The 24253-nt window shown below is 37.5% G+C and carries 27 protein-coding genes; 7 read left to right on the top strand and 20 right to left on the bottom strand.

The annotated features are described in order from the left end of the window. Positions 1 to 32: 32 nt before the first annotated feature. From porM to EZL74_RS06920, 3 genes are all read left to right on the top strand, one after another. Positions 33 to 1577: a type IX secretion system motor protein PorM/GldM gene (gene porM, locus EZL74_RS06910; protein ID WP_131475870.1), complete on the top strand. Its 1545-nt coding sequence runs from the start codon at positions 33 to 35 to the stop codon at positions 1575 to 1577. 44 nt (positions 1578 to 1621) lie between these two features. After that, the gene (gene porN / locus EZL74_RS06915) at positions 1622 to 2599 is read left to right on the top strand and encodes a type IX secretion system ring subunit PorN/GldN (RefSeq protein WP_131475871.1); all 978 of its coding nucleotides are present in this window, start codon (positions 1622 to 1624) and stop codon (positions 2597 to 2599) included. A 62-nt stretch (positions 2600 to 2661) separates the two neighbouring features. Next, on the top strand, positions 2662 to 3705 hold the full coding sequence (locus EZL74_RS06920) for an NAD(P)/FAD-dependent oxidoreductase (protein ID WP_131475872.1): 1044 nt from the start codon (positions 2662 to 2664) through the stop codon (positions 3703 to 3705). Here EZL74_RS06920 and EZL74_RS06925 read toward each other — a convergent pair. Next, on the bottom strand, positions 3695 to 4078 hold the full coding sequence (locus tag EZL74_RS06925; RefSeq protein ID WP_131475873.1) for a DUF983 domain-containing protein: 384 nt from the start codon (positions 4076 to 4078) through the stop codon (positions 3695 to 3697). The two genes, EZL74_RS06920 and EZL74_RS06925, sit on opposite strands and share 11 nt — an antisense overlap. Before the next feature lie 64 nt (positions 4079 to 4142). Here EZL74_RS06925 and EZL74_RS06930 point away from each other — a divergent pair, with 64 nt between their 5' ends. Continuing rightward, the gene (locus EZL74_RS06930; RefSeq protein ID WP_131475874.1) at positions 4143 to 6053 is read left to right on the top strand and encodes an ABC-F family ATP-binding cassette domain-containing protein; all 1911 of its coding nucleotides are present in this window, start codon (positions 4143 to 4145) and stop codon (positions 6051 to 6053) included. A 28-nt stretch (positions 6054 to 6081) separates the two neighbouring features. On the opposite strand, the gene EZL74_RS06935 is transcribed toward EZL74_RS06930, so the two are convergent. Continuing rightward, positions 6082 to 7227 (bottom strand): peptidogalycan biosysnthesis protein, encoded by a 1146-nt coding sequence (locus EZL74_RS06935; protein WP_131475875.1) that lies wholly within the window; start codon positions 7225 to 7227, stop codon positions 6082 to 6084. Positions 7228 to 7282: 55 nt separating this feature from the next. After that, on the bottom strand, positions 7283 to 7765 hold the full coding sequence (locus EZL74_RS06940; RefSeq protein WP_131475876.1) for a DUF1761 domain-containing protein: 483 nt from the start codon (positions 7763 to 7765) through the stop codon (positions 7283 to 7285). Between the two features lie 204 nt (positions 7766 to 7969). On the opposite strand from EZL74_RS06940, the gene EZL74_RS06945 reads away from it, so the two are divergent. Beyond that, a complete protein-coding gene (locus EZL74_RS06945) occupies positions 7970 to 8824 on the top strand; it encodes a leucine-rich repeat domain-containing protein (RefSeq protein ID WP_131475877.1) in 855 nt (284 codons plus the stop codon). A 66-nt stretch (positions 8825 to 8890) separates the two neighbouring features. Here the strand turns inward: EZL74_RS06945 and EZL74_RS06950 are convergent, their stop codons facing one another. The 11 genes from EZL74_RS06950 to EZL74_RS06995 form a co-directional block, all read right to left on the bottom strand. Continuing rightward, on the bottom strand, positions 8891 to 9337 hold the full coding sequence (locus tag EZL74_RS06950) for a KTSC domain-containing protein (RefSeq protein ID WP_131475878.1): 447 nt from the start codon (positions 9335 to 9337) through the stop codon (positions 8891 to 8893). Between the two features lie 313 nt (positions 9338 to 9650). Continuing rightward, positions 9651 to 9836: a YgaP family membrane protein gene (locus EZL74_RS06955; RefSeq protein ID WP_131475879.1), complete on the bottom strand. Its 186-nt coding sequence runs from the start codon at positions 9834 to 9836 to the stop codon at positions 9651 to 9653. 10 nt (positions 9837 to 9846) lie between these two features. Then, positions 9847 to 10152 (bottom strand): hypothetical protein, encoded by a 306-nt coding sequence (locus EZL74_RS06960; protein WP_131475880.1) that lies wholly within the window; start codon positions 10150 to 10152, stop codon positions 9847 to 9849. An 11-nt stretch (positions 10153 to 10163) separates the two neighbouring features. Then, positions 10164 to 13367, bottom strand: coding sequence for an efflux RND transporter permease subunit (locus tag EZL74_RS06965; RefSeq protein ID WP_131475881.1), 3204 nt, complete (start codon positions 13365 to 13367; stop codon positions 10164 to 10166). 47 nt (positions 13368 to 13414) lie between these two features. After that, on the bottom strand, positions 13415 to 14500 hold the full coding sequence (locus EZL74_RS06970) for an efflux RND transporter periplasmic adaptor subunit (RefSeq protein ID WP_131475882.1): 1086 nt from the start codon (positions 14498 to 14500) through the stop codon (positions 13415 to 13417). A gap of 110 nt (positions 14501 to 14610) precedes the next feature. After that, the gene (locus EZL74_RS06975) at positions 14611 to 15921 is read right to left on the bottom strand and encodes a TolC family protein (protein ID WP_131475883.1); all 1311 of its coding nucleotides are present in this window, start codon (positions 15919 to 15921) and stop codon (positions 14611 to 14613) included. A 93-nt stretch (positions 15922 to 16014) separates the two neighbouring features. Then, on the bottom strand, positions 16015 to 16137 hold the full coding sequence (locus tag EZL74_RS13300) for a hypothetical protein (protein WP_262708129.1): 123 nt from the start codon (positions 16135 to 16137) through the stop codon (positions 16015 to 16017). Between the two features lie 14 nt (positions 16138 to 16151). Continuing rightward, positions 16152 to 16373 carry a hypothetical protein gene (locus EZL74_RS06980; RefSeq protein WP_131475884.1) on the bottom strand — a complete coding sequence of 74 codons (222 nt, stop codon included), beginning with the start codon at positions 16371 to 16373 and terminating at the stop codon, positions 16152 to 16154. Positions 16374 to 16411: 38 nt separating this feature from the next. Then, positions 16412 to 16726 (bottom strand): rhodanese-like domain-containing protein, encoded by a 315-nt coding sequence (locus EZL74_RS06985; protein WP_131475885.1) that lies wholly within the window; start codon positions 16724 to 16726, stop codon positions 16412 to 16414. 32 nt (positions 16727 to 16758) lie between these two features. Beyond that, entirely contained in the window at positions 16759 to 17067 is a 309-nt protein-coding gene (locus EZL74_RS06990) for a hypothetical protein (RefSeq protein ID WP_204745131.1), read from the bottom strand. Between the two features lie 182 nt (positions 17068 to 17249). Beyond that, positions 17250 to 17879 (bottom strand): Crp/Fnr family transcriptional regulator, encoded by a 630-nt coding sequence (locus EZL74_RS06995; RefSeq protein ID WP_131475887.1) that lies wholly within the window; start codon positions 17877 to 17879, stop codon positions 17250 to 17252. Positions 17880 to 18031: 152 nt separating this feature from the next. Between EZL74_RS06995 and EZL74_RS13100 the strand changes: the two genes are divergently transcribed. After that, positions 18032 to 18193: a hypothetical protein gene (locus EZL74_RS13100; protein WP_154669980.1), complete on the top strand. Its 162-nt coding sequence runs from the start codon at positions 18032 to 18034 to the stop codon at positions 18191 to 18193. A gap of 175 nt (positions 18194 to 18368) precedes the next feature. Next, positions 18369 to 18758, top strand: a complete 390-nt coding sequence (locus EZL74_RS07000) for a helix-turn-helix domain-containing protein (protein WP_131475888.1) — start codon at positions 18369 to 18371, stop codon at positions 18756 to 18758. Between the two features lie 30 nt (positions 18759 to 18788). On the opposite strand, the gene EZL74_RS07005 is transcribed toward EZL74_RS07000, so the two are convergent. Genes EZL74_RS07005 through EZL74_RS07030 form a run of 6 tightly spaced genes read right to left on the bottom strand, consistent with a single transcriptional unit; the run spans position 18789 to position 24252 of the window. Further along, positions 18789 to 20279, bottom strand: a complete 1491-nt coding sequence (locus EZL74_RS07005) for a class I SAM-dependent DNA methyltransferase (RefSeq protein ID WP_131475889.1) — start codon at positions 20277 to 20279, stop codon at positions 18789 to 18791. A gap of 2 nt (positions 20280 to 20281) precedes the next feature. Then, positions 20282 to 21676, bottom strand: coding sequence for a dGTP triphosphohydrolase (gene dgt / locus EZL74_RS07010; RefSeq protein ID WP_131475890.1), 1395 nt, complete (start codon positions 21674 to 21676; stop codon positions 20282 to 20284). Positions 21677 to 21687: 11 nt separating this feature from the next. Further along, positions 21688 to 22287, bottom strand: a complete 600-nt coding sequence (locus EZL74_RS07015) for a 7-cyano-7-deazaguanine synthase (RefSeq protein WP_204745132.1) — start codon at positions 22285 to 22287, stop codon at positions 21688 to 21690. Beyond that, entirely contained in the window at positions 22275 to 23465 is a 1191-nt protein-coding gene (locus tag EZL74_RS07020; RefSeq protein WP_131475891.1) for a PfkB family carbohydrate kinase, read from the bottom strand. Before EZL74_RS07020 ends, EZL74_RS07015 begins: the two co-directional genes overlap by 13 nt. Then, positions 23462 to 23782 (bottom strand): hypothetical protein, encoded by a 321-nt coding sequence (locus tag EZL74_RS07025; protein WP_131475892.1) that lies wholly within the window; start codon positions 23780 to 23782, stop codon positions 23462 to 23464. The genes EZL74_RS07020 and EZL74_RS07025 overlap by 4 nt, the downstream gene beginning before the upstream one ends. Before the next feature lie 20 nt (positions 23783 to 23802). Then, positions 23803 to 24252 carry a GIY-YIG nuclease family protein gene (locus EZL74_RS07030; RefSeq protein WP_131475893.1) on the bottom strand — a complete coding sequence of 150 codons (450 nt, stop codon included), beginning with the start codon at positions 24250 to 24252 and terminating at the stop codon, positions 23803 to 23805. Position 24253 lies beyond the last annotated feature (1 nt).

A 24253-nucleotide genomic window follows, 5' to 3' on the forward strand; every position in this document is an offset into this window, starting at 1 on the left:
TCAAAATAATAATATTAAACTAATTAGAAAAAATGGCAGGAGGAAAACTAACCCCTAGACAGAAGATGATTAACCTGATGTACTTGGTTTTCATCGCAATGTTGGCATTAAACATGTCAAAAGAAGTATTGTCAGCTTTTGGATTAATGAATGAAAAATTTGAAAGTTCAAATGCTTCTGCTTTGACTACAAATGAAGCTATGCTAGCGGCTTTAGATAAAAAGGCTGGCGAGGATGCGCACTTTGTTGAAGTAGCAGCTGAAGCGCACAAGGTTGCAGAAGTGACCAAGAAATTTTATGAGTACATCAATAAATTAAAAGCTGATGCAACCAATGGTGTTGAGGTAGACAAGGAAACTGGTAAGTTGCCATATGAAGCAATGGACAAAGGTTCTTACATTGACGAACATTGGTTTGAAGGTGATGGGTATTCTCCACAAGGAAAAAATATCGTTGAGACCATTGAGAAATACAAAACAGACATGAAAGCTATCATCGGTAACAACAGCAAATTGAGTGGTGTAATGTCTGAATTAAATTCTAAGTTTGATACTAAAGATGTTAAAGACCATGAAGGTGTTACCAAAAAATACCTTTCTTACCACTTTGAACATTTTCCTTCAATTGCTTCTTTAGCTAAATTAACTTCTTGGCAAAATGATATCAAGAAAGCTGAAGCTGATGTGTACAGTATTTTGTTAGGTAAAGCTGCTGTTGAGGCATCTTCTATGAAGAATTTCACTGCTATGGTTGTTCTTGACAAAAGCGCTTATTTCCAAGGTGAAAAAGTAACCGGTAAAGTTGTATTGGGTAAATATGATGCCAATACTAAACCTACTGGTTTCCAAGGTCCGGGTAAAATTGTAAACGGTCAAGCGGTAATCGATATGACTGCTGGTGCTGTTGGAGAACAAAAGATTAGTGGTAAGTTTACATTCGTTCAAGATGGTGAAACTATTCCTCTACCGTTCGAAGGTAAATATGTTGTAGTTCCTCGTCCGAATTCTGCTAACATATCTGCTGATAAAATGAATGTTGTGTACAGAGGTTTGGATAATCCTATGACTATTTCATTTGCGGGTATTTCAGATAATAATGTTACTGCTTCTGCTCCTGGTTTGTCTAAAGCCGGTGGTAATGGTAAGTACAACTTGAATCCGGGATCTGGTACTGAAGTAATCGTTTCTGTAACCGGGAAAATGTCTGATGGTAAATCAGTAGTAGACAAAAAAGCATTCAGAATTAAAAACATTCCTGCTCCTGCTGGTGCAATCGGTGGTCAAACCGGTGTAATCAAAGGTGCTAAATCTCGTTTAGCAGTTTCTCAGGTTAGCGCTGAATTAAAAGATTTCTTGTACGACTTGAAATTCCAAGTTACAGGATTTACTTTCAAAGCACCTGGTCAACCTGCTGTAGTTGTTAGCGGTGACAGAGTAAATGCTCAGTGTGCTGCTGCATTAAACCGTGTAACAAGAGGAGATCAAATTACAATTTCTGAAATCAAAACAAAAATTGCCGGTGGTGAAGCCAGAGTTAAAACTCAAGATGCTGCCCCTGTAGTATTTGAAATTCAATAATTGTTTTGAGTTATCAATACCTACTATAACTTATTTTGAAAATTATGAAAATTAAAAATCTATTATTCGCGGCATCTGCATTAGCAATGAGTTTTAGTTCTATGGCTCAGTCTAATCTGCTTAACGCCAAAACTCCCGATGAGATTGGTAAAAAGACTCCCGCGCAATTAATTTCTGATAATGATAAGCCATTACCTTATGGTTATGTTCACGATAGAGATGTGTTGATGGGTAAAGCAATCTGGGAAATGATTGATATAGATCAAAGAATTAATTTTCCATTATACTATCCTATAGATACTGCTTTCGTTGGAAAAGACAGAAGATCTTTGTTTGATGTCCTTATTAAGAACATTAAAAATGGTAAAATAACTGAAGTGTATACGGATGATTATTTTAATACCAAAAAGACCTTTAAGGATATGAGTTCATCTTTTACTTTCATTGATACTATACCTGCCGGTAAAGATTACATCAATGATCACTACGATGAATTCTACCCTAAATCGACTACTCGTAAAGTTAAAAAAGGGAAAGCTTGGGTTACCGAAACTGTTCCTGCAGCTCCTGCAGCCGTTTTAGATGCTCAATATATTGACAAAAGAGAATTGTCTGCTCAGGATATTTCAGGGTATAAAATAAAAGGGTATTGGTACTTTGACAAACGTCAGGGTGAGTTAAAATACAGATTATTGGCTATATGTCCGGTTGCGCCTGAAGCCAGAGATATTGGTAAGGAAAATGGTGATGTTATCGAGTTGTTCTGGGTATATTTCCCGGCTATAAGAGACATACTTCATGAAGCCAAAGCTTTTAATGATAAAAACTCAGCTATGCCGATTACTTTTGATCATTTGTTGAATTCCCGCAGGTTTAACGGAGAAATTTACAAAGAAGAGAACGTTTACGGCGACAGACAAGTGGCTGACTATATGAAAGACAATGCCCAAAATCAACTTTTGGAATCGGAAAGAATCAAAGAGAAAATTCGAAACTTTGAGTCTGATATGTGGAATTACTAAAATATAGTATTATAAATGATAAAAAACTCTCACCTTTGGTGGGAGTTTTTTAGTTTAAAATTATGTTAGATTATATAATTGTAGGTTCAGGGTTGGCCGGTATTGCTTTTGCCGAAGTACTTTCACAGCATCAGAAATCATATATGGTTTTTGAAAATCATTCACAAAACTCGTCTGTGGTGGCGGGTGGTTTATACAATCCTGTTATTCTGAAAAGATTCAGCCAGGTTTGGAATGCCAATCATCAACTGATTTTGGCTGATGATTTCTATAAACGAATCGAAAAAAAACTCGCGGTTTCCGTTGATTTTAAGTTACCCATTTATAGAAAATTCTTCTCCGTAGAAGAACAGAATAATTGGTTTGCCGCTTCCGATAAACCAAATTTATCTCCATTTCTTTCTACTACTATTATTCAAAAACAATTCGTCTCTATTGAAGCTCCTTTCGGCTATGGTGAGGTTTTGCACACCGGTTATGTAGATACCAATACATTGATAGAAAAGTATCATTCCTATCTCAAAAATCAGGGGTCTTTTATCGAAGAAGAATTCAAACATTCGCAACTACAAGTTTCTGAGGACTATGTCGTGTATGAAAACCTGAAAGCTAAACATATTGTCTTTGCTGAAGGATTTGGGATGCATGCTAATCCATTTTTCAGGCATCTGCCTCTTGATGGTACTAAAGGAGAATTATTCATCATTAAAGCTCCTGATTTGGACTTAGATGTTATTGTAAACACCAGTATTTTTATTTTACCTTTAGGAAATCATCTTTTCAAAGTAGGCGCTACATACAATTGGGATGATAAAACTCCAACACCAACCGAAGAGGGTAAGCAGGAACTCATCTGTCGCATTAAAGAGTTGTTGATGTGTGAGTTTGAAATTGTTGAACATCTCGCGGGAGTACGTCCTACTGTGAAAGACAGACGGCCTCTATTGGGGACCCATTCTAAGTACAATAACATCCATATTCTAAATGGTCTCGGGACCCGTGGAGTGATGTTGGCACCGGCAATGGCTCTGGATTTATACAATTATATCGAAAATAATAAGCCTTTAGATAAAGGTGTAGATATAAAAAGATATGCTATTTCTTAGATGCATTTTTGTCGTAATGCACAAAAATATTAATGTAAATGTTTCGGGCTAACCTCGCCGTTACCGGCATTAAGATAAATAACGCTAAAATAATGGCAACAAAAGAATGAAGTAATTCCAAGCCAATAAAAACATGTGAAATTATGAATGCGGTTACACCAATGGCTACCGTCAGGGCATAACTTACATACATAGCACCATAAAAAAACGAAGGCTCTATTTGATAACGCAACTTACAATGGCTACATTCCTCGTGCATAGTGTAAATGTTCTTAAGATGATACGGATTCGGGTCCACATACATGCTTTCTTCTTGGCATCTGGGGCAACTTCCTGTTAAAATACTATTTAGTTTGGATCCTTTTTTTAACATTTGCATAAATTTTATACAAAGATACTTTATAGAAAGTTTTTACTAAACTTTTGTTGCAATCATTATGTTAAACATACACAATTTATCGGTTTCGTTTGGAGGTACGTATCTTTTTGAAGAGGTGACTTTTCGTTTGGGTTCGGGAGACAGAGTAGGACTGGTGGGAAAAAACGGAGCAGGTAAATCAACCATGCTCAAAATTTTGGCAGGCGATTTTAAACCCGATAGCGGTAGTATTGCCACCGAGAAAGAGGTCAAAATCGGATTTCTTCGCCAGGACATAGATTTCGTAAAAGGAAGAACCGTACTCGAAGAGGCTTATCAGGCCTTTGAAGAAATCAAAAGAGCCGAATTAAAAATTGATGAGATTAACCACCAATTGGCCACACGTACCGATTATGAAAGTCAAAGTTATTCCGATTTGATTGAACAGTTGAGTGATGTAACCCACCATTATGAAATTCTGGGCGGTTATAATTATGTGGGCGATACCGAGAAAATTCTCTTGGGATTGGGATTCAAACGCGAAGATTTCAATAATCAAACCGATACCTTTTCGGGCGGTTGGCGTATGCGTATCGAATTGGCTAAACTGTTGCTGCAATCCAATGATATTCTTTTGCTGGATGAGCCTACCAACCACCTTGATATCGAAAGTATCATTTGGCTTGAAGGTTTTTTAAGAAACTTCCCGGGCGTAGTGGTAATCGTATCGCATGATAAAATGTTTCTGGACAATGTCACCAACCGCACCATCGAAATCTCCTTAGGTAAAGCATACGACTTTAATAAACCGTATTCTCAATATTTAGTGCTGCGCGAAGAAATCCGTGAAAAGCAATTGGCCACTCAAAAAAATCAGGCTAAAAAGATTGAAGAAACCGAAAAGTTAATCGAAAAATTCCGTGCCAAAGCCTCAAAAGCTTCCATGGCGCAATCGCTGATAAAAAAATTAGACAAGGTAGAAAGAATTGAGGTTGATGAAGATGATAATTCAGTAATGAACATTTCATTTCCGGTTTCTATGACGCCCGGCAGAGTAGTTATTGAAGCCGAACATGTCACTAAAGCTTATGGCGATAAAACCATCTTAAAAGATATTTCTCTTTTGGTGGAACGCGGTTCCAAAATAGCATTCGTCGGACAAAACGGTCAGGGGAAATCTACTTTCATCAAAGCCATAGTCAACGAGTTTGAGTTTGAAGGCTCTATAAAATTAGGACACAACGTACAATTGGGATATTTTGCCCAAAATCAGGCAGAATATTTAGACGGAGAAATTACTTTGTTGGAAACCATGACCAATGCAGCCAACGACAGCAATCGATCCAAAGTACGCGATATGCTCGGGGCCTTTTTGTTTCGCGGGGATGATGTGGAGAAGAAGGTAAAAGTACTTTCGGGTGGAGAGCGAAATCGTTTGGCGTTGTGTAAACTGTTGTTACAGCCTATCAATGTTTTAGTGATGGATGAGCCTACCAACCACCTCGATATTAAATCAAAAAACGTTTTAAAAGCTGCTTTGCAAAAATATGAAGGCACCTTGCTTTTGGTGTCGCACGACAGGGATTTTCTTCAGGGAATGTCAAATATCGTTTACGAATTCAAAGACCAAAAAATAAAAGAATATTTAGGCGATATAAATTACTTCCTCGAACAACGAAATGCGGCTAATATGCGCGAAATCGAAAAAAAGGATGTGGTTGTCAATTCAAATTCTGCCAAAGAGAATAAGAACGTTTCTTATGAAGACCAGAAGAAAAGCAAATCATTGCAAAATCGATTGAGCAAAATTGAAAGTCAAATCAAGCAGCTTGAAATCGATATTCAGAATGATGACAAGGAACTCGCGTCTAATTACGACAAGCATATTGAAAATGCCGATTTCTTCATAGCCTATAATAAAAAGAAAACAGAACTGGATAAATTACTCGAAGATTGGGAAAAAGTTCAGGAAGAGATTGATAATTTGTAACCTGAAAGAGCTTCAAACGAGGCTCTTTTTATTTGAAAGGATGCCGTTGCTGCCAAACCAAACTGGGTTCAAGTTTCGGAAATATTCTCGACATTAGTTTGTTGATCCATTTGTTGGTGTGGTAAATGAATCCGGTCATTATTACCGGTTTGGCTCCTACTGAACTTTTAATCTCCAGTGCGGTTCGGCCAAAAATAATTTTTCTGAATCGATGCTCAATGCCGTATTTAGTCATGTTATACAGCATGTTCAGGTAGAGCATTTTTTCTTTTTGAATCTGTTCGTCATAACCCAAAAAGTAGGTTTCCAGAATATCGCCGTTCAAGAGCAGAGTATGGAATCCTATTAGTTTTTCATCTGAAAAATAACCACACAATACGAAGTGTTCTCCGCATTGCTTTTTAAAAGTCGAAAAATGGTTCTTTGCCAAAAAGAAAGTGTTGAAAGGGGCATTTTTGGCTACATGATGATACAATTCATAAATGCGTTCCTCGTTTGAATGTATTTCGGCTAATGATAATTCGCGGGTAACTATTCCCTCAATTTTTTTGTGAGAGCGTTTGTATTGGTCACGGTATTTTTTAGAAAAAGCAGCTGTATAATCCTCATGGGTTTCCCAGGATTCAGGCAAATCAAAAATCATATTAGGTTGTGTTGTGAACTCGTACATCGATGCAAATGCGTATTGTTTCAGTTCTTCAGCACAATGTTGGTAGAAATCTTTAAAAGATACAATATGAATGGTGATCTGCTGTTTTTTGAAAAAATGAATGATTTCGGTTGCACAGGCCACCAGTAGTTCGCTGATGTTTTTAGCATCAATGTTTTTGTTGAATACATAACCATTTTGGCCCGTAATCATATTGTTGCCCAGAAATAACACATGAGAAGCAAAGTTCTTAAAGACAAAATTCCGAACGGTTGTTTTTAAACATTGATCCCTTTCACCGAACGATTCAAGTTGGTTCAGGTTAAGATATTGCGCCAAAGCTACCCCGATTAATGTTGTTTTTTCAAATATGCCAATGTAAAAACACTGCATATTGGTGGGAGCTGATTCTTCAAGTACCCTAAGGTATGGGGTTTGCAAAAAGGCATTCTCAACCGCAACCGCATCCCAAGACCCCGGAAGTTCAGTAATTGAAGCATAAATTTTGAAAGTGTGTGTATCCAAAATAAAAAAAATCGCTCCACAAATGTAGAGCGATTGGGGTATAATAAAATGTTAATTATTGCATCATACAAATGATTCCGCCCATAATAGTAAAACAAACGATCCAAAACCCACTGGTCACCATAACATATTTGAAACTTTTTTGTTCATACAAAGCACCGGTGCCTATTACCGGAAATATCATTAATAAACCGGTCATGAAGCCGTGAAATGCTCCGTGTTTAAAAGTTCTGTACGCTGTTCCGTAATCAGCCATAAAAGCATTGTAGGAAGGAAGCGCTTTTGAGGGGTCGCCACCTACCATGCCCAAGGCACCAAACTGATGAATAGTTACCATTTGCAGAACAAAAGAAATTAAAAAAGCATAAACAATGGAAAGCCCAAAGATTTTAATCATGTTAAAGTCTTTTCCGTCCTCCGGAGTCAGTCCGGTTTCTTTCATCCATATAGTTCCGAAAACTTTCGGATTGTACCAAATGAATCCCACAACTAATGTAGATAAGGAAGCTAGTAGTAAAGCTAAAAAATTGACGTTCATAATTTTATGTGTTTTGGTTAGTGTTTCAAAAGTAACAAAAAAATATAAATACCGTTTCCGATTTTATTTTAACAAGAATTTTTGATTTTTGTAGGATAAAAAAGTAAAAAAATCATAACAAAATGCATTTTGTCGATTATTTTTGTTTTTAAACGGATATTCTTATAGTTTTACTTCGTCATTAACCCAAAATCGTAAACCTATATGAAAACTATTTTTACTTATGCTGCTATCCTGCTGGTTTCTGTTTCGGTATTCGCCGAGATATCAACCACAGAGAAAAATGCCTTACTAAAACTCTACAAAACTACTAAAGGTTCACAATGGACCAATAAATGGGATTTGAAAGCACCGGTTGCTACTTGGTATGGTGTCGGAATCCAGGATGACAAAGTGGTGTCACTCAAATTAGTCAATAATAATCTTGTAGGACAATTGCCTAACGAATTGGGTGATTTGACTTCATTAAAGGTGTTGAATCTTTTCAGAAACAGCATCACCGGACCACTGCCGGCTACCATTGGTAATTTAAAAAACTTAACAATGTTGAATGTAGCTTTTAACCAGGTGTCGGGCGCTTTACCGGAAACATTGGGTAATGCAACTCAACTTAAGACAATTGAAATGCACATGAACCGATTGACCGGGCAACTACCGGCAAGCATCGGTAACTTATCCGGTTTAGAGAAACTTTCGCTTTACAATAACGAAATTGAAGGAAATATTCCGGCTTCCTACTACAAATTGACAGCATTAAAAGAATTGTTGTTGAGCAGTAACAAGCTTACCGGAAAATTGGATAAAGAAATTTCTAATCTGGCAGCATTGGAAACCTTGAGTTTGTTTGAAAACAAAATGGAAGGTACCGTGCCTTTTGATTTGGAAAAATTACACAATCTTAAAGAAATGAATATTTCGTATAACATGTTCAATGGTTTTGTTTCTAAAAACCTGTCTAAGTTAGATGCCTTAAACATGACCATGGTAAACGAACAAGGTGTGGCTACTACACTAAAAGTGAGTATAGATAAAAACTCAGCTTTTGCTGCAGACGAATAATATCATATTTTTAATTTTGTTGGGACAAAAAAGGCTTGAGATAATCTCAAGCCTTTTTTATTTTAACTATTCGGCAGCTAGTAATTTTGAAGTGCTTCGATAGATGTAATCGTTGTAAATGTGTCTGCGTGCGAAACGGCTCGGTGATTCGGCATTAATCATTTTGATGTATGTTGGACGTAAAACACCGAAAAACTCAAACGAATTTCCATCCAAAAAAGTAATGTACAACACGCTGTTTTCATAGTAAAAATCGGCAATATTAGTACTGCTCGTAATGCGGTTGTATTCGGCTCTGTCTTTCTCTAGTGTTTCCGGAGCAATACTGACCAAAAAATGATAGGCCGCAATAATCTCTTTACTTCTTTCCTCCGCCAAATGACGTTCTTCGGCATCCGCTATCGTATCAGGATGACTATCTTTCATGCTGTTGCGGTAAATGGTTTTCAGCTCTTTTAAAGTGGCTGTTTTTGTAACGCCGAGTAACGCTCTGTACTCAACAATTTTTTTCATATTCATAGTGTACCAATAAAAAATCCCTGCTTTTCAGTAGGGCTTCAATTTTTGCGATAACGCTTACCGCATTTCGGTCGCAAAGATAGGGTTTTAATTTACAGTATCTAATCAATTGGTAAATAATTGTAAAATAGATGGTTATGTGTTTTTTTTGAAATAAAATCGAAAAATCAACGGTAGCTTTTCCCGGTTTCCGGCCTTGTAAGTAATAAACCAAATAGAGGCATGACCGGAAACTGTTCAGGAAAATAAAAAGGGGGTATTGTAAATTTTGAATTACGGCTTATGAGTGGTTGTCGACAAAGGCTTTTTAATCTTTGACGCCCAGTTTTTCCAAAATGTCTTCCATCAGACACCAACGGGTTATTGAAGACTGAAGCAGATTGGCTCCCACAAAAGCGGTGAACCAAAGCCAATTGGGATTGACATAATGAGCCAATAAAAGACTCACAAGGATGAATGTGCCGGCTACGGCTCTGACGATTCTGTTTTTCATAACTTCTGAATTAATTTGATTTTTCGATGTTTAAAACTGCTATATGTATTTTTGAAATAGTTGTTTGACTTTGATTAAACGAGTGAACCAATTCAAATAAAGAATCTACTCGCTCCGAAGGAACAAAAGCATAAAACAAAACCGATTCGGTTTCATGCATTTCAGAAGCAAACCAATTGCTTTCCAACGCGTCATCACTGTTGTCCCGGTAGCCAATGACGCTGCGATAGGAAAAAGTATGCACTTGGGCCTGCTTCAATAATTGTTTGATGATAGGATCAAACTCCTGTATAGCATTGATGATTACTAATTTCATGATGTTGTGTTTTAATTCGTATTGGTTTTTTCCCATTTCTTTCTCTCGGTTACATAATAGATTATGGGTACAACCAATAAGGTTAGAATTGTAGAAACTATGGCACCAAATACCAATGATATCGCCAATCCTTGAAATATGGGATCAAATAATATAATAGAGGCACCGATGACTACAGCTCCGGTGGTCAGTAGGATAGGAGTAGTTCGCACCGCTCCCGCTTCAATAATGGCTTGTTTCAATGCAATGCCTTCCTGTAATCGGATTTCAATAAAGTCAATCAGCAGCACTGAGTTCCTAACCATAACGCCCGCCAAGGCTATCATTCCGATAAACGACGTAGCGGTAAAGAAAGCACCCAACAACCAGTGACCCAAAACAATTCCGATTAATGACAGCGGAATTGCCATCATCATGACCATCGGTGTTTTAAAGTTTTGAAACCAACCCACAATGAGCATGTAAATAATTACAATAACCACCAAAAAGGCAACGCCCAAATCCCGGAATACTTCCAGTGTTATCTGCCACTCTCCATCCCATTTTACAGTAAAATCGCTTTCGTCCGAAGGTTGCTCCATATACAATTCGTTGACTTTATAGCCTTTAGGCAACTGCATTTTTTGCAGCTTTTCATTCATGCCCAATATAGCGTATACCGGACTTTCCAATGCGCCGGCCATATCAGCCGTTACATAAACCACCCTTTTTTGATCTTTGCGGTAAATGGTTTTTTGTAAAGTGTCCTCAACAACTTTCACCAGGTCACTCACCGGTACTACATTGCCATGACTTCCTTTTATTTTTAAATTCTCAATATCCTGCAACGAGGTTTTATCTTTATCATCCAAAGAGAGAACAATACCCACATTGTCATTCGAGTTTTCCGCATAAAGATTGGAAACCGGATATTCTTTCAGCAGGTAAGTCAAATTACCCACGACCTGCTGCGGCGCTACACCATTCAGCATGGCTTTTTCTTTATCTACTTCCAGGCGGTATTCGGTTTGATTGTCTTCGGTCATCCAATCCACATCTACGATATCTGTGGTAGTTTCTAAAATGTTTTTTACCTGGTTGGCCACTTTAATTTGGTCTTTGTAATCCGGACCGTAGATTTCGGCAACCAAAGTTGATAATACCGGTGGTCCCGGCGGTACTTCAATGATTTTTACATTGGCACCATATCTTTTGGCAATCTTTTGCACTTCTGGACGTACCAATTTCGCTATGGAATGACTTTGCAAATCACGGTCTTCTTTGTGCAATAAATTCACTTGGATATCGGCCATATTACTGCCGCCGCGCAGGTCGTAATGACGAACCAGCCCGTTAAAGGTAATAGGAGCAGAGGTGCCTATATAGTATTGGTAATTGACAACTTCGGGAACAGTAGCAAGGTATTGGGCAATTTCCTGAGTTACCGCCGCCGTTCTTTCTAATGTCGTACCTTCAGGCATGTCAATCACCACCTGAAATTCGTTTTTATTGTCAAAGGGCAACATTTTTACGACTACCGATTTGGTAAAGAACATCGTTACTGAACCCAACAATAACAGAACCGTAATTCCTACCAGGATTCTTCTTTTTTTAGAACTGTCCAATAAAGGTCTTTCCAGTTTGTTATACAGTTTGTAAATGAATGAAGTTTCCAAACCTTGTTCGGCTTTGTGCTCCTGAGCTTCTTTTTCCTGCAACAAATGATAACCCAAATAAGGGGTAACCGTTAAAGCCACAAACAACGAAAGCAACATGGCAATCGAAGCACCAATCGGCATCGGACTCATATAAGGTCCCATCATCCCCGAAACAAAAGCCATAGGGAGTATGGCGGCTATAACGGTAAAGGTGGCCAAAATGGTAGGATTCCCCACTTCATTAATGGCATAAATAGCCGCTTGCTTAAAAGGCAGTCGCTTCATTTTAAAATGGCGGTGCATGTTTTCGGCAATGATGATACTGTCATCCACCACGATACCCACCACGAAGACTAGAGCGAAAAGCGTAATTCGGTTCAAAGTATAGCCCAATAAATAGTAAGCAAACAAGGTCAGTGCAAATGTCAACGGTACCGAGAAGAACACCACCAGTCCGCCACGCCAGCCCATCGCCAAAATGACTAAAAGGGTTACGGCTATAATGGCTATGCCCAAGTGCAGCAACAATTCACCTACTTTATCCGATGCGGTTTCCCCGTAATTACGGGTGACTTCCACATGCACATCATCGGTAATCAGACTTTTTTTCAACTGGTTAACACGGTCAAGAATCTGCTCCGAAATTTTCATCGCATCGGCGCCTTTTACCTTGCCAACGGATATCGTAACCGCAGGATATTCCGATTTGGCTGTTTTGAACTTTTCGTTGGCTTTGCCATAACCAAAGGAAACATAACTGCTCGGTGTGGCCGGTCCGTCTTGCACTGAGGCCACTTGTTTTAAATATACCGGCATATTAGCATTTACACCAACGACTAGGTTTTCTACATCTTCGGTGGTTTTTAAAAACTGTCCGGTGGTTACCAAATATTCCTTGTCGTTATTCACAAAACTGCCCGATTGCGAACTGCCGTTGTTGGCTTGTATCATTTGCATAATACCCAAAGCATCCACGCCGTTTTCGGCCATTTTATCTTTGTCGAGTATCACTTTTACTTCGCGGGTTCTTCCGCCGATTTCCTTGGTGATGGCTACATCTTTTACTTTTTCTATTTCCGATGTAACTTCCTCTGCTAATTGACGCAATTCAAAATCGGATAATTTTTCGCTCCACAAGGTTAACCCCAGCATGGGAACATCGTCTATAGAACGTGTTTTGACCATCGGTTTGTAAACACCTTGCGGAAACATGTTGTCATGTTTGGCCAATTCATCATACAATTTTACATAGGAACGTTCTACATCCTGACCCACATAAAATTGCACAATCAGCATCGCCTGACCGTTCATGGCCATACTGTGCACATGTTCTACGCCTTTGATGTTGGAAATGATTTTCTCCAACGGTTTTACCACGCGACTTTCCACTTCGGTAGGGTTGGCTCCCGGATAACCTACCATGACATCGGCCATCGGTACGTTAATCTGAGGCTCTTCCTCACGCGGAATCAAAAACGAACTGTATACGCCTATAATCATCAACGCTACCATCAACAGTATGGTTAATTTAGAGTTGATGAAAAAGTGAGCTATTTTACCTGATATACCTTCTTGCATAATTTTTTACTTTAAATTTTTAACTGAAAACTGCATCTGTATACGGATTACTGTATACTGACTTTTGCTCCGTTATATAATTTTCCCTCGGCGGAAACAATGTACGTTTCATCAGCCGAAAGCCCTGATAGCACTTCCACTTGGTTGCCATAGGTTTTTCCCAAACGCAGCCATCGTAAAATAGCCGTGTTTCTGTTACTCACGGTGTAAATTCCGGTCAGTTGTCCTTGTCGTACCAAAGCACTCTCGGGCACCATGACTTTATCGCTTTTGTCTTTAGCCAATTCTTTTTTACAGGCTAAAGGAAACTGCACGTTCACAAACATACCCGATAACACTTCCGGAGTTGGGTTGATTAAATTGATTTTGACCAAATACTGTCCGCCGGTATTTTTAGCCGAAGTACTCACTTCCGACACCGTTCCGTTCAGGGTTTGTTGTATTGATTTTACCAGGACTTTTACCCTCATTCCGTTGTGAACGGCACTGATATCGCTTTCGGCTACCATAGCGGTCACTTGTAAATGCGAAGCGCCTTCAATACTCACCAACGGCATTCCCGGGTTGGCCATATCACCTTCTTTCACAAAGGTGTTAGTCACCTCGCCCGAAAAAGGAGCGGTGATGTTCGAATAAGAAAACTGCGCCATGACTTCGTTGCGCATTTGTTTGGCGCCTTCCAAACCTGCTTTGGCCATTTCGTAACGCGAGGTCATGTCGTCTAACTCTTTTTGAGAAGCACTTTGTTGGTTGAACAAAGCGGTAAAGCGTTCAAAATCTTTTTTGGCATTGGTGTAGGCCGCTGTAGCCTGCAGGATGGAGGCATCTACCTGAGCCTTTTTGGCCTGCAAATCGGTATTGTTGATACTGACCAATAATTGACCGGCATGCACTTTCTGACCTGTTTTGACGTGTATTCTGGTCACATAACCCATCATGCGGGTGCTGACGTTGGCACTGTTTTCGGCTTCTGTTTTGCCACTGGCCGTTACAAAATCAGTGTTGTGGTTTGTTGCAATGCCACTCACTTTAACAGCAATGGCGGGTTCATTATTGGCTGCTTCTTTTTTCTCTTTTCCACAGGAAATCAGTAAGAATGCAGCAAGAAAAAGGGATGTTATTGTTTTTTTCATAATTATTATGGGTATGTTTTTGTATAATCTATTCGTCTATCATCTATTATCTCTAAGTCTATTATCTTTAAGTCTATTATCTATTATCTCTCCGTCTCTCATCTCTTCTCTCAATAGGTCAAAAACTGCAAATACTGTTTGGTAAAATTGTACTCAAAAACAGCTTGTAAGTGTTCCAGTTCTTTTTGCACTAGTTGAGTTTCGGCTTGTAATAAATCAGTTGTTTTTTCCAAACCTTGTGCAAAGCGGTTCTGACGAATGCGGTAGGCTTCCTGTGCCTGTTCAAAAGCCAATTGTGTCAGGCTGACCTTGTTTTCAGCATCGCCCAGTTGTCGGTTGGTTTGGTTCAGTTCTAACTGACTTTTCTTTTTATACTGCTCTGTTTCCAAAGTCGCTTTTTGATAATCCGCTTTGGCTTTGGCCATTTTTCCAATCGATTTAGAACCGTCAAAAACATTCCAGGATAATTGGGCACCTACCGTATACCCTTTGGCTTTAGTGCCTAATAGTGATTGATCATACAGTTCATAACTGCCAAATGCATTCAATCTGGGCAGAAAATTCATTTTGCTTGAAACATACATTTTTTGATATGCGGTTTCAGCTTGTTTCAGGGCTTGAATATCTTTTCGGTTTTCGGGAACCTGAGCGATTAGGACAACCGGAGCAATCGTGTTTGCTAAAGGTTCTGTCGGTTTGTAAACTTTGTTGGTAAGGTCTTCATTTAGCAGAAAGCCCAAATAATCAGAAGCGTTCTGAACATTGCTTTGGGCATAGTGCAATTGATTACTCACGTCATTTACCCTGATTTGTACGTTCAGCACATCGGTTTTTTGAACCAGGCCCTGTTTAAAATAATTGTCAATCACTTTTAAATTGGCCACAGCGGTTGCTTCAGCTTTTTTTAATACCGTCACAGCCTGATACGCCAATTGCAGTTGCATATAGGCTTTATCGGTCTCTAATTGTATGTACTCTTGGGTGCGTTCACTTTGCAATTGGTAAGCGCCCATTTTTGCATAGGCCGCTTTTCTCTCGTACAAACCGTCTGCATTGACCAAAGGCTGTTGTACGCTGATCACAGTGGCAAAGTTTTGCGTTTTTTTAGGGTCATTCAGCAAGGACGGATTGAAATCGGAAGCGGTTAAAATTTCCTGATTCAGTTTCGACCCAAATGCCATCAACGGATTTGTAGTGACTAATGCCGTATGACTGGCAGACAGGTTGGGTAAAAAGAGTGCATTGGATTGTTGGTAATCGGCTTTGGCCGAAAGATAGGTCTTCTCGGCTAGTTTAAGCTGAAGATTTCCGGCAGCGGCTTTTTCCTGAATTTCTTTTTTAGATACCATAAGGGTGTCCTGACCATACACGCCGATAGAGGTAAACATTATGCTGATAAGAATAAAAAAATAATGCTTCATAATTGTTATACTAAATTGATGAGGCAAAATTAGGACGTGGTATTTTTCAAGTCAGTAACTATTGTCACACAGCAAAAAAAAATGCCTGATTGCTCAGACATCTTTTTCGGAATTGTTTTTATCGGGTTTCTTTTTCTGAATTTCCAGTTTATAAAACAGCCATCCAAACCCCGCGATGAGATGCAGGATGATGATGCCGAAGATTAGTTGTTCCATATGATTTGTTCTGATTAATTCTTGCAGTTTTTACCCTCGGTTCGTTTTTTAGTATATGAAACGCCGCAACCTTGTGCTCCGCAACCCATATTGAAAAGTGCCTGAGCCAAAAAGAATAGTCCGAAAGCGATAAAAAACCACTCCTGCGTGGTATTAGCCTGAACAAACAAAAAGACGGCAAATCCCAACCGGAACCATCGCATAAGGTGCCAATTGGTGAAAAGAAGTTGTTTCATAAAGCTTGTTTTTTTGATAAAATTACTGAATCACAACTTTATTTAGCTATAAGGGAGGCTACGGTTTGCCACGAACCGGCATTGGTGACATTACTGAATCCGTTTTGCTCTAAAATAGATTTTGCCTGACCGCTTCGGGCTCCACTTCGGCAGAAAACTACAATGTTCTTCTTGTTTTTAAACTTGTCCAGGTGATTTCGAATTTGGTCCAAGGGTATGTTTACCGAACCGGGTACTTTTTCTGCCGAAAATTCTAACGGAGAACGCACATCAACCAAGAAGGCTCCTTCACGGATGAGTTGTGCCAAATGGCTGTCGTCTTTTGAAAACATTGATTTAAATAAGTTAAACATGGTAGATGTATTTAGAATGGTACAATGGTATGTTAAATATCGGTAGTGCCTTTTTTGGTGTCAGGATGAAGAGCATCATCATCATGAAAAAACCAGGAGAGCCACAATACTCTCGAGGTGCGCATCACCCAAGGCTGTAAAAGTATTAAAGAAACGACGTTCAGAATCAGCCACCAAAAGATGCGTTTGTCCCCAATTCCGATATCCGTAGTCAAAAGCCAAACGACAAAAGTGATAATCGAGTAACCCACGGTAAGGGCGTAACTCACATACCCGGTGCCGTGATAAAAACCGGGTTCTAACTCCGTACGTTGCCCGCAGACAGTACAATTGGGTTTCATTTTATTACTGTTTTTAAGCTTATACCACTTATGGGTAAACAATTCCCCTTGGTGGCATCGGGGACATTTTTGAGATAAAATATTTTTAAGATATGCAATCATCGGTATTGAATTTGGTGTAAAAGTACAACCGATGAAATCCTCCTTCTGTGATATAAGTTACATTAGCCCAAAAAAGAACCTTAAATTTTTAAAAGTTCTATCTGATTTCGTTGCAAAAGTAAAAGACCACTTTGTTCCAGTTTCTTCAACAATCGTGAGATGACCTCTCTCGAGGTGTTGAGTTCTGTCGCAATTTCCTGATGTGATAAATTCAGTTTGTTGGAATTGGCCACTTTTTGGTGCCTTTTTAAGTAAAAAATCAATCGTTCATCCATAGCTTTAAATGCGATGTTGTCTACCACATCCAGCACTTCCTCAAACCGGCTTCGGTAAGTTTCAATCACAAATTCATACCAACTGCGGTGCTGCATCATCCATTTATCCATCAGCGCCAGAGGTACCATAATGAGTTCGGCATCTTCAACCACTTTGGCCATAATCTGACTGGTTTCATGTTTGGTCGCACAAATCATAGAAATGGCACAAGCCTGCCCGGGTTGTAAATAGTACATAAAAAATTCACCCCCGTCTTCGTCTTCCCGATAGATCTTGATAGTGCCGCTAATCACCAATACGGTGCTTTTAATATATTGTCCCGTTCGGATAATAATGTCCCCGGCTTTGAACTCCTGAATGACCGCATTTTTTTCAATCTCCTCAACCAACGGAGCGGAAAAAGAAGAAAATAATTTTTTAATAGGTTCCTGCATCAGTCTGTTTTTTTTAAAAGTAAAAATACTATAAAAAGCAGAGCAATCCTTCAGTTGTACTAAAAACTAAAAAGAATTCAGGCTGACAGTTTTAACAGTCAAAGGTGTCAGACCTGTCCATAAAAAAACGTAACTTTAATAAAAAGAATCAAATGAAAACCAATTGGGTCATCATAGGCATCGTCCTGTTTTTCGCCATCCTCGGAGTTGTTTTTATGATGTGGCGCAATGCCAAAGACAGAAAAGAGTTAGAGCGGTATCTGGAGGAAGAGGAATGGACTAATAAGGATGACGAACCCAATGACCAAGAATAGCCTATAGATATTCGGAGGCAACCAATAGCCATCTATCAAGCATTTCCTTTCCGGAATTGCTTTGCTTTGACAGGGTGGTACAAAACCAATTCCACGGGTTTTTTACTCCGGTTTTAACAAGCAAAAATCCCGAATAGCTTAGCGGTTTTTTATAAAAATGTGCTATATTTGAAGTATGGAAACTACAACAAAACCCCGCCACATCGGCCGAAACATCAGCCGAATCCGCGAACTCCGCGAAATGAAACAGGAAGCGCTGGCTCAGGCCATAGGCGTTAGCCAACAAACCATTTCTACTATCGAAAACAGCGAAACAGTAGAGGACGAAAGGCTACAACAAATTGCAAAAGCATTGGGAGTAAGTGCAGAGGCTATAAAGAATTTTTCAGAGGAGTCTGTAATCAATTACTTTAATAGTTTTTATGATAATAGCGGAAGCCAAGGACAATTTGGGCCTGTTTACAATTTCAATCCTATTGAAAAAATAATTGAGTTATATGATAAACTCGTACAAGCAGAAAAAGAGAAAGTAGCCTACTTAGAAAAGTTGCTCAATAATAAATAAAAAAAAGAGGCACAAGCCTCTTTTTTTGTGTCATTTCAAATTCGCCAACACAGTTCTGAAAGCGTCTAATCCCGCTTCTATATTCTCAATAATATCCTGAGCCAATTCATCCGGGTCGGGGAGGTTGTCTAAATCGGCAAGCGATTTATCTTTTAACCAGGTGATATCCAAACTCGTTTTGTCTCGTGCAATGATTTCTTCATAACCAAACTTTCGCCAACGCCCTTCCGGATTGGTTGCTGCGTTATAGGTTTCCGTTCTTTTGTGTCGGTTTTCCGGATTGTATAGGGTTATAAAATCACGCAGGTCTTCCAACTTCAACGGGTTCTTTTTCAGGGTATGGTGAATGTTGGTACGGTAGTCATATACCCAAACTTCTTTAGTCCAAGGATCTTTGCTTGACGGTTTCCCGTCAAAGAATAGCACATTGGCTTTTACCCCATTGGCATAAAAGATTCCTGTAGGTAATCTCAGGATGGTATGCAAATCGGTAGTTTCCAATAGTTTTTTACGCACCGTTTCACCCACACCGCCTTCAAACAATACGTTATCAGGCAACACTACCGCCGCCTGCCCTGTGGTTTTGAGCATGGTGCGTATGTGCTGCACAAAGTTCAATTGCTTGTTGCTGGTAGTGACCCAAAAGTCCTGACGGTTATAGGTCAAATCTTCTTTCTCTTGTTCGCCCTCGGCATTGGTAAAGGTCATACTACTCTTTTTTCCAAAAGGCGGATTGGCCAATATATAGTCGTAGGTAGTAGGAGAGGTGGCAATTAAAGCATCGGTTGGCGAAATAAAATTATCCGAATCAATATCGCCTATGTTGTGCAAAAACAAATTCATTAAGGCCAAGCGACGGGTACTGGCTACAATCTCATTGCCAAAGAAGGTTTCATATTTTAAGAATTGTCGTGCCTCTTTATCTAAATCGCGGTGGGCTACTATCCAGTCATAGGCTGCTAAAAAGAAACCACCGGTACCACAAGCCGGGTCGGCTATGGTTTTCATAGGTTCCGGTTGCAGGCACTCTACCATAGCTTTAATTAATGGGCGAGGGGTGAAGTACTGCCCGGCACCGCTCTTGGTATCCTCAGCGTTTTTCTCTAAGATGCCTTCATAAATATCGCCCTTGTCTTTTACACCCATCAAGATCCAGTTCTCGGCATTGATTAAGGCAATAAGCTTGTACAACTTGGCTGGGTCTTGTATTTTGTTCTGACTTTTTACAAATATTTGCCCCAAGATGCCTTTTTCTTTGGCTAACTCTCGCAGCATTTCGTTATAATGGCTCTCTAACTCACTACCGCTTTTAGTAGTTAGCGTTTCCCAAACATAGGAAGCCGGTATTGGCATTTTGCGGTTATGAGGTGGTTTGCTGTACTCGTCTGCCATTTTTAGGAAGAGCAAATACGTAAGTTGTTCTAAGTAGTCACCATACCCCACACCATCGTCTCTAAGGGTTTGGCAAAAGGCCCATACTTTGGATACTATGCTGGAGGTGTTTGTGTTTTCTTTGCTCATTTTTAATCTATATCTGGGAATTTATGTCCCGTTAAAGAACGAAACTGATCAATTGCAAATGAATCTGTCATTCTAGATAAGTAACTTGATATTTTTAATAAAACAACATATGGTCTATCTGTTTCAGATGGCCTATAATGGGGAGGTAGCATATTTATTATATTTTCACCATACTTCTTTTTTATGTTTTTGTATGCATCCAAGTATAATTCTAACAATCCACTAATAACATGTCTACCTGATGATTCAATAGCAACTACTTTGTAATAACTGAATAGTTTTTCTTTTTTTATTTCGTCAAGTTTTTCAAATTCATTTTTTTGTTCTATTAAATCTGTTAATTCAGAATCAAATTCGCCAGTCATTATTTTGCTATAGTTTTTTTCAAAAACATCATAGCATTGATAAATCAAACTATTTATGGCTTTGGCTCTAAATGCACCTACTTTTTCATAATCATCGTTGATTGATAGTAAATCATCTATATTACATGGGTCATTTTTAATATTTAAAACAAATGGTTTAAGAAGTTCAACAACTTCATTTGTTGATATTAAACCTAGCTTATGACCGTCTTCCAAATCCATAACTTGATAGCTAATATTGTCAGCAGCTTCAAGAATAAATGACAATGGATGCCTGCAAAAATAGATTTGTTTATTAGATAGTTTTAAAAGTTCTAATTCAACAGCAATTTCATTGAAAATTCTTTTCTCCTCTTGAAAGACACCAACTTTTTTACTTGACCTCCTTTTATTTACTGAATAACCTAATTTATTTAATTCTAATTTACCCGCTTCACAGGTATATTTAGAAAATGCTGCCAAAGTGGTGTAAGTCATTTTTAAACCGCCAGGATAACCTGAGGGATGATCATTTGTTAATATTCTAAATCCTTCTGCATTTCCTTCAAATCTTAAAAAATCTTCTTTTTCTGAATTACTTAATCTTTCAAATAAATCTTTTGAGCTGTTATTTTGGTAATTTTCAAAATAATTACGAAAAGCATCTTCTCCTGAATGCCCAAAGGGAGGATTCCCAATATCATGGCACATGCAAGCTGCAGCAATAATATTTGAAAATGTCTCGGGATTAATATCTTCACCGGTGTGAGCATCTTTAATTAATCCCTCAGTTTTAAGAATAAATTTTCCAATTAATTTTCCTAATGACCTACCTACACTAGCGACCTCAATACTATGAGTTAATCTTGAATGAATAAAATCACTTTTAGGAATAGGAAATACTTGGGTTTTATCTTGTAGTCTTCTAAAAGCTGATGAAAATATTATCCTGTCTACATCTCTTTCAAATTCATTTCGTGCATCAGCTTGTAAATTCGGAGCAGTTGTTCCCAGTCTTTTGCTTGTAATTAATTTATTCCAGTCTAATCTCATTTGTATAAATTTTAATCAATATTTAATTCGAAACGCACTCTCATTTGTTTAATGCAACCTGAACAATTTCCACATGCAATATTTGAAACATGGCAAGAATGGGCAATAGATAAAAGTTCTAGTGGTACGCTATATTTATTTGCTAATTCGTGACTAAAATAATCAGTAGTTTCACATTTAACAGATATTTCACCTTCTTGAAAAGAAACCAACTTGTTTATATATTCATAAAATTGTTTTGTACCATCTTTATGAAATTCATCAGACTTTACAGTTGCTAAATGAAGTTCCTTTATGTTGTCTTTTATACCTTGCATTAAAGCCAAAGTAATTATAAGTTGATTTCTATATGGCCACCATTCTTCAGAAGGAGAAAAACTTAAATTTTCTGAGTTTGCTAAAGTGCCAGAGCCTAAATTCTTGCAGTCAACTTTAATTATTTTATGCTGAATATTTAATTCTTTACAGATATATTTAGAAACATAAATTTCTCTTTCTGCTACAGTTTGTCCATAGTCAATTGTATACGCAATTTCTGGCCTTATTCCATAAGTCAAGCAAATTGAGTCAATTCCTCCGGATAATAAAACACCTTTTTTTATAGATTCCATATTGTGTGGTACATTGCTGTAGTTAAATTTTTAAACACTTTTAAATTTCCTGGCTTTAGCATTAATAATTTAGAATCTTCACATGTTCTATGGTATCCTATTATTTTTTTATCCATTGCTATTGAAAATCCAGATTCTATTAAAGTACCTGAATCTAAATTATCAAATACACAAAAAATTATGTCAGAATCTTTAATGCCTTGTAAGTCTTTAATGGCTATGGCTTCATCATCTCCAAAACCTATATCATGGAAAGGAGAGAAAACCTTAACGCCAAATTCCAAGAAGGCATTTCTTATTTTATCGATAAGTATTAATTCAGCTAAAGAAAAAAATGGTGCTGCAATGTATACTTGTTTGTCTTTTAAATTTTTACCTTCATATGCTATGAAATCATATTCAAAATCTTTGACATCAATGTATACTTTTTTATCACAATATAGCGATGTTGCTTTTGAGGCTAAAATGGCACATTCTTTTAAAGGAAGTTTTTTATTCATCCAATAATATCCAAAAGATGAAGTGAAAATGTCACCTGAACCTATTTTATTTACATTTTTTGTAATAAATGAAGGAATATCAATTTCTTCATTACTTTTTAAATACAATTTAGCACCATGAGGACCATTTTTAATAATTAATGCATAAGCTTTTTCATTATTGAAAAAATATTTTTTTATTTCTTCTAATTCATTTTGTGAGGAAATTGATTTTGCTTCATTCATATTTACAATATAAATTAGTTCTTCAGCAATTCCAAATTCAGAATATTTTTTTGGTCTTAAAGATGTTTGTGGATCATATATTACTTTTTTACCACTAATATTAAATTCGGATTCTAACATACCATAACAAATAATATTATCACCATCGACTTTAATATTATCAGTACTTTTAATGTTCAAGATATTTGGAAAAATATTTGGTGTATCTAAAGCAAAACTGTACTTAAACGTTACTAAGTCTTCACTTTTTGTAAGTTTAAAACTAAAATTACTATAAACTTTTTTGACTTCATTTAAGTAATTTTCAACTTCATCATTACCACTAGTATGATAATTTACAATACATTTATTTTCTAATAAAAATTTACAACACCTGTAACCAGATCCATAAATATCCAATGATACATCATCATAATCTATTTCACGATATGTTCCTCCAATTACTGAAATCATTTGATACTTTTTATTTTTACCTTACATGCAGGATAATTAATTTCTACTATTTCTGCTTCATAATGATTACCTTTTTTTATACATTCGATTATATCAGATGTACTTGGATGGACGATAGAACCAACTATTTCACCATCTGCATCGATAACAACAAGTGATTCATTTCCACCTATTTCAACTTCTAAAATTACTCCAACCGCTAACTTTTTCAAGACTATTAAATCAACACTTGATAGTGTTGTAATTACTTGACCATTATCACAATCAAATTTAGCTCTTTGTGGTGGCACATAGCCACCTCCACCTGATCCACTCATAAATATTTATTTTTTAGTGATTATTTTCTTTTTGTTCTTTTATTTAAAAATTCAATTTCCTTAAAATGTTTTTGAAACCATTCTTCAAACTCTTTTCTTCCAATCTTCATTGCCATATGTGAAAAGCTTAAATGTTTTTTCATTTTTTCTTCAAGTAATTTTTCAATATCTGAATGGTAACTAGAAGTACTGCTTGCCTTTGTGTATAATTCATTAGACGAAAAATATAGCTCTCCTAATGATCTTCTGAAAGTATGGTTTTTAGTATTAAGCAAATCATTTATTCTTTTTTTTAAACATCCGGACTCCCCAATATATTTCAATTTATTATCAACAAAGAAGCAATAAACACCTGCTTCTACTTCATTGCATTGATTTCTTATTAAATTAAATTTTACCTTATTTTCTTTGTTTAAAAGATAATCTCTAACTTCTATAAAATAATTTTCAATGTCTTTCTCGTCTATCATA

Source organism: Flavobacterium silvisoli, from assembly GCF_004329815.1.
Lineage (GTDB): Bacteria > Bacteroidota > Bacteroidia > Flavobacteriales > Flavobacteriaceae > Flavobacterium > Flavobacterium silvisoli.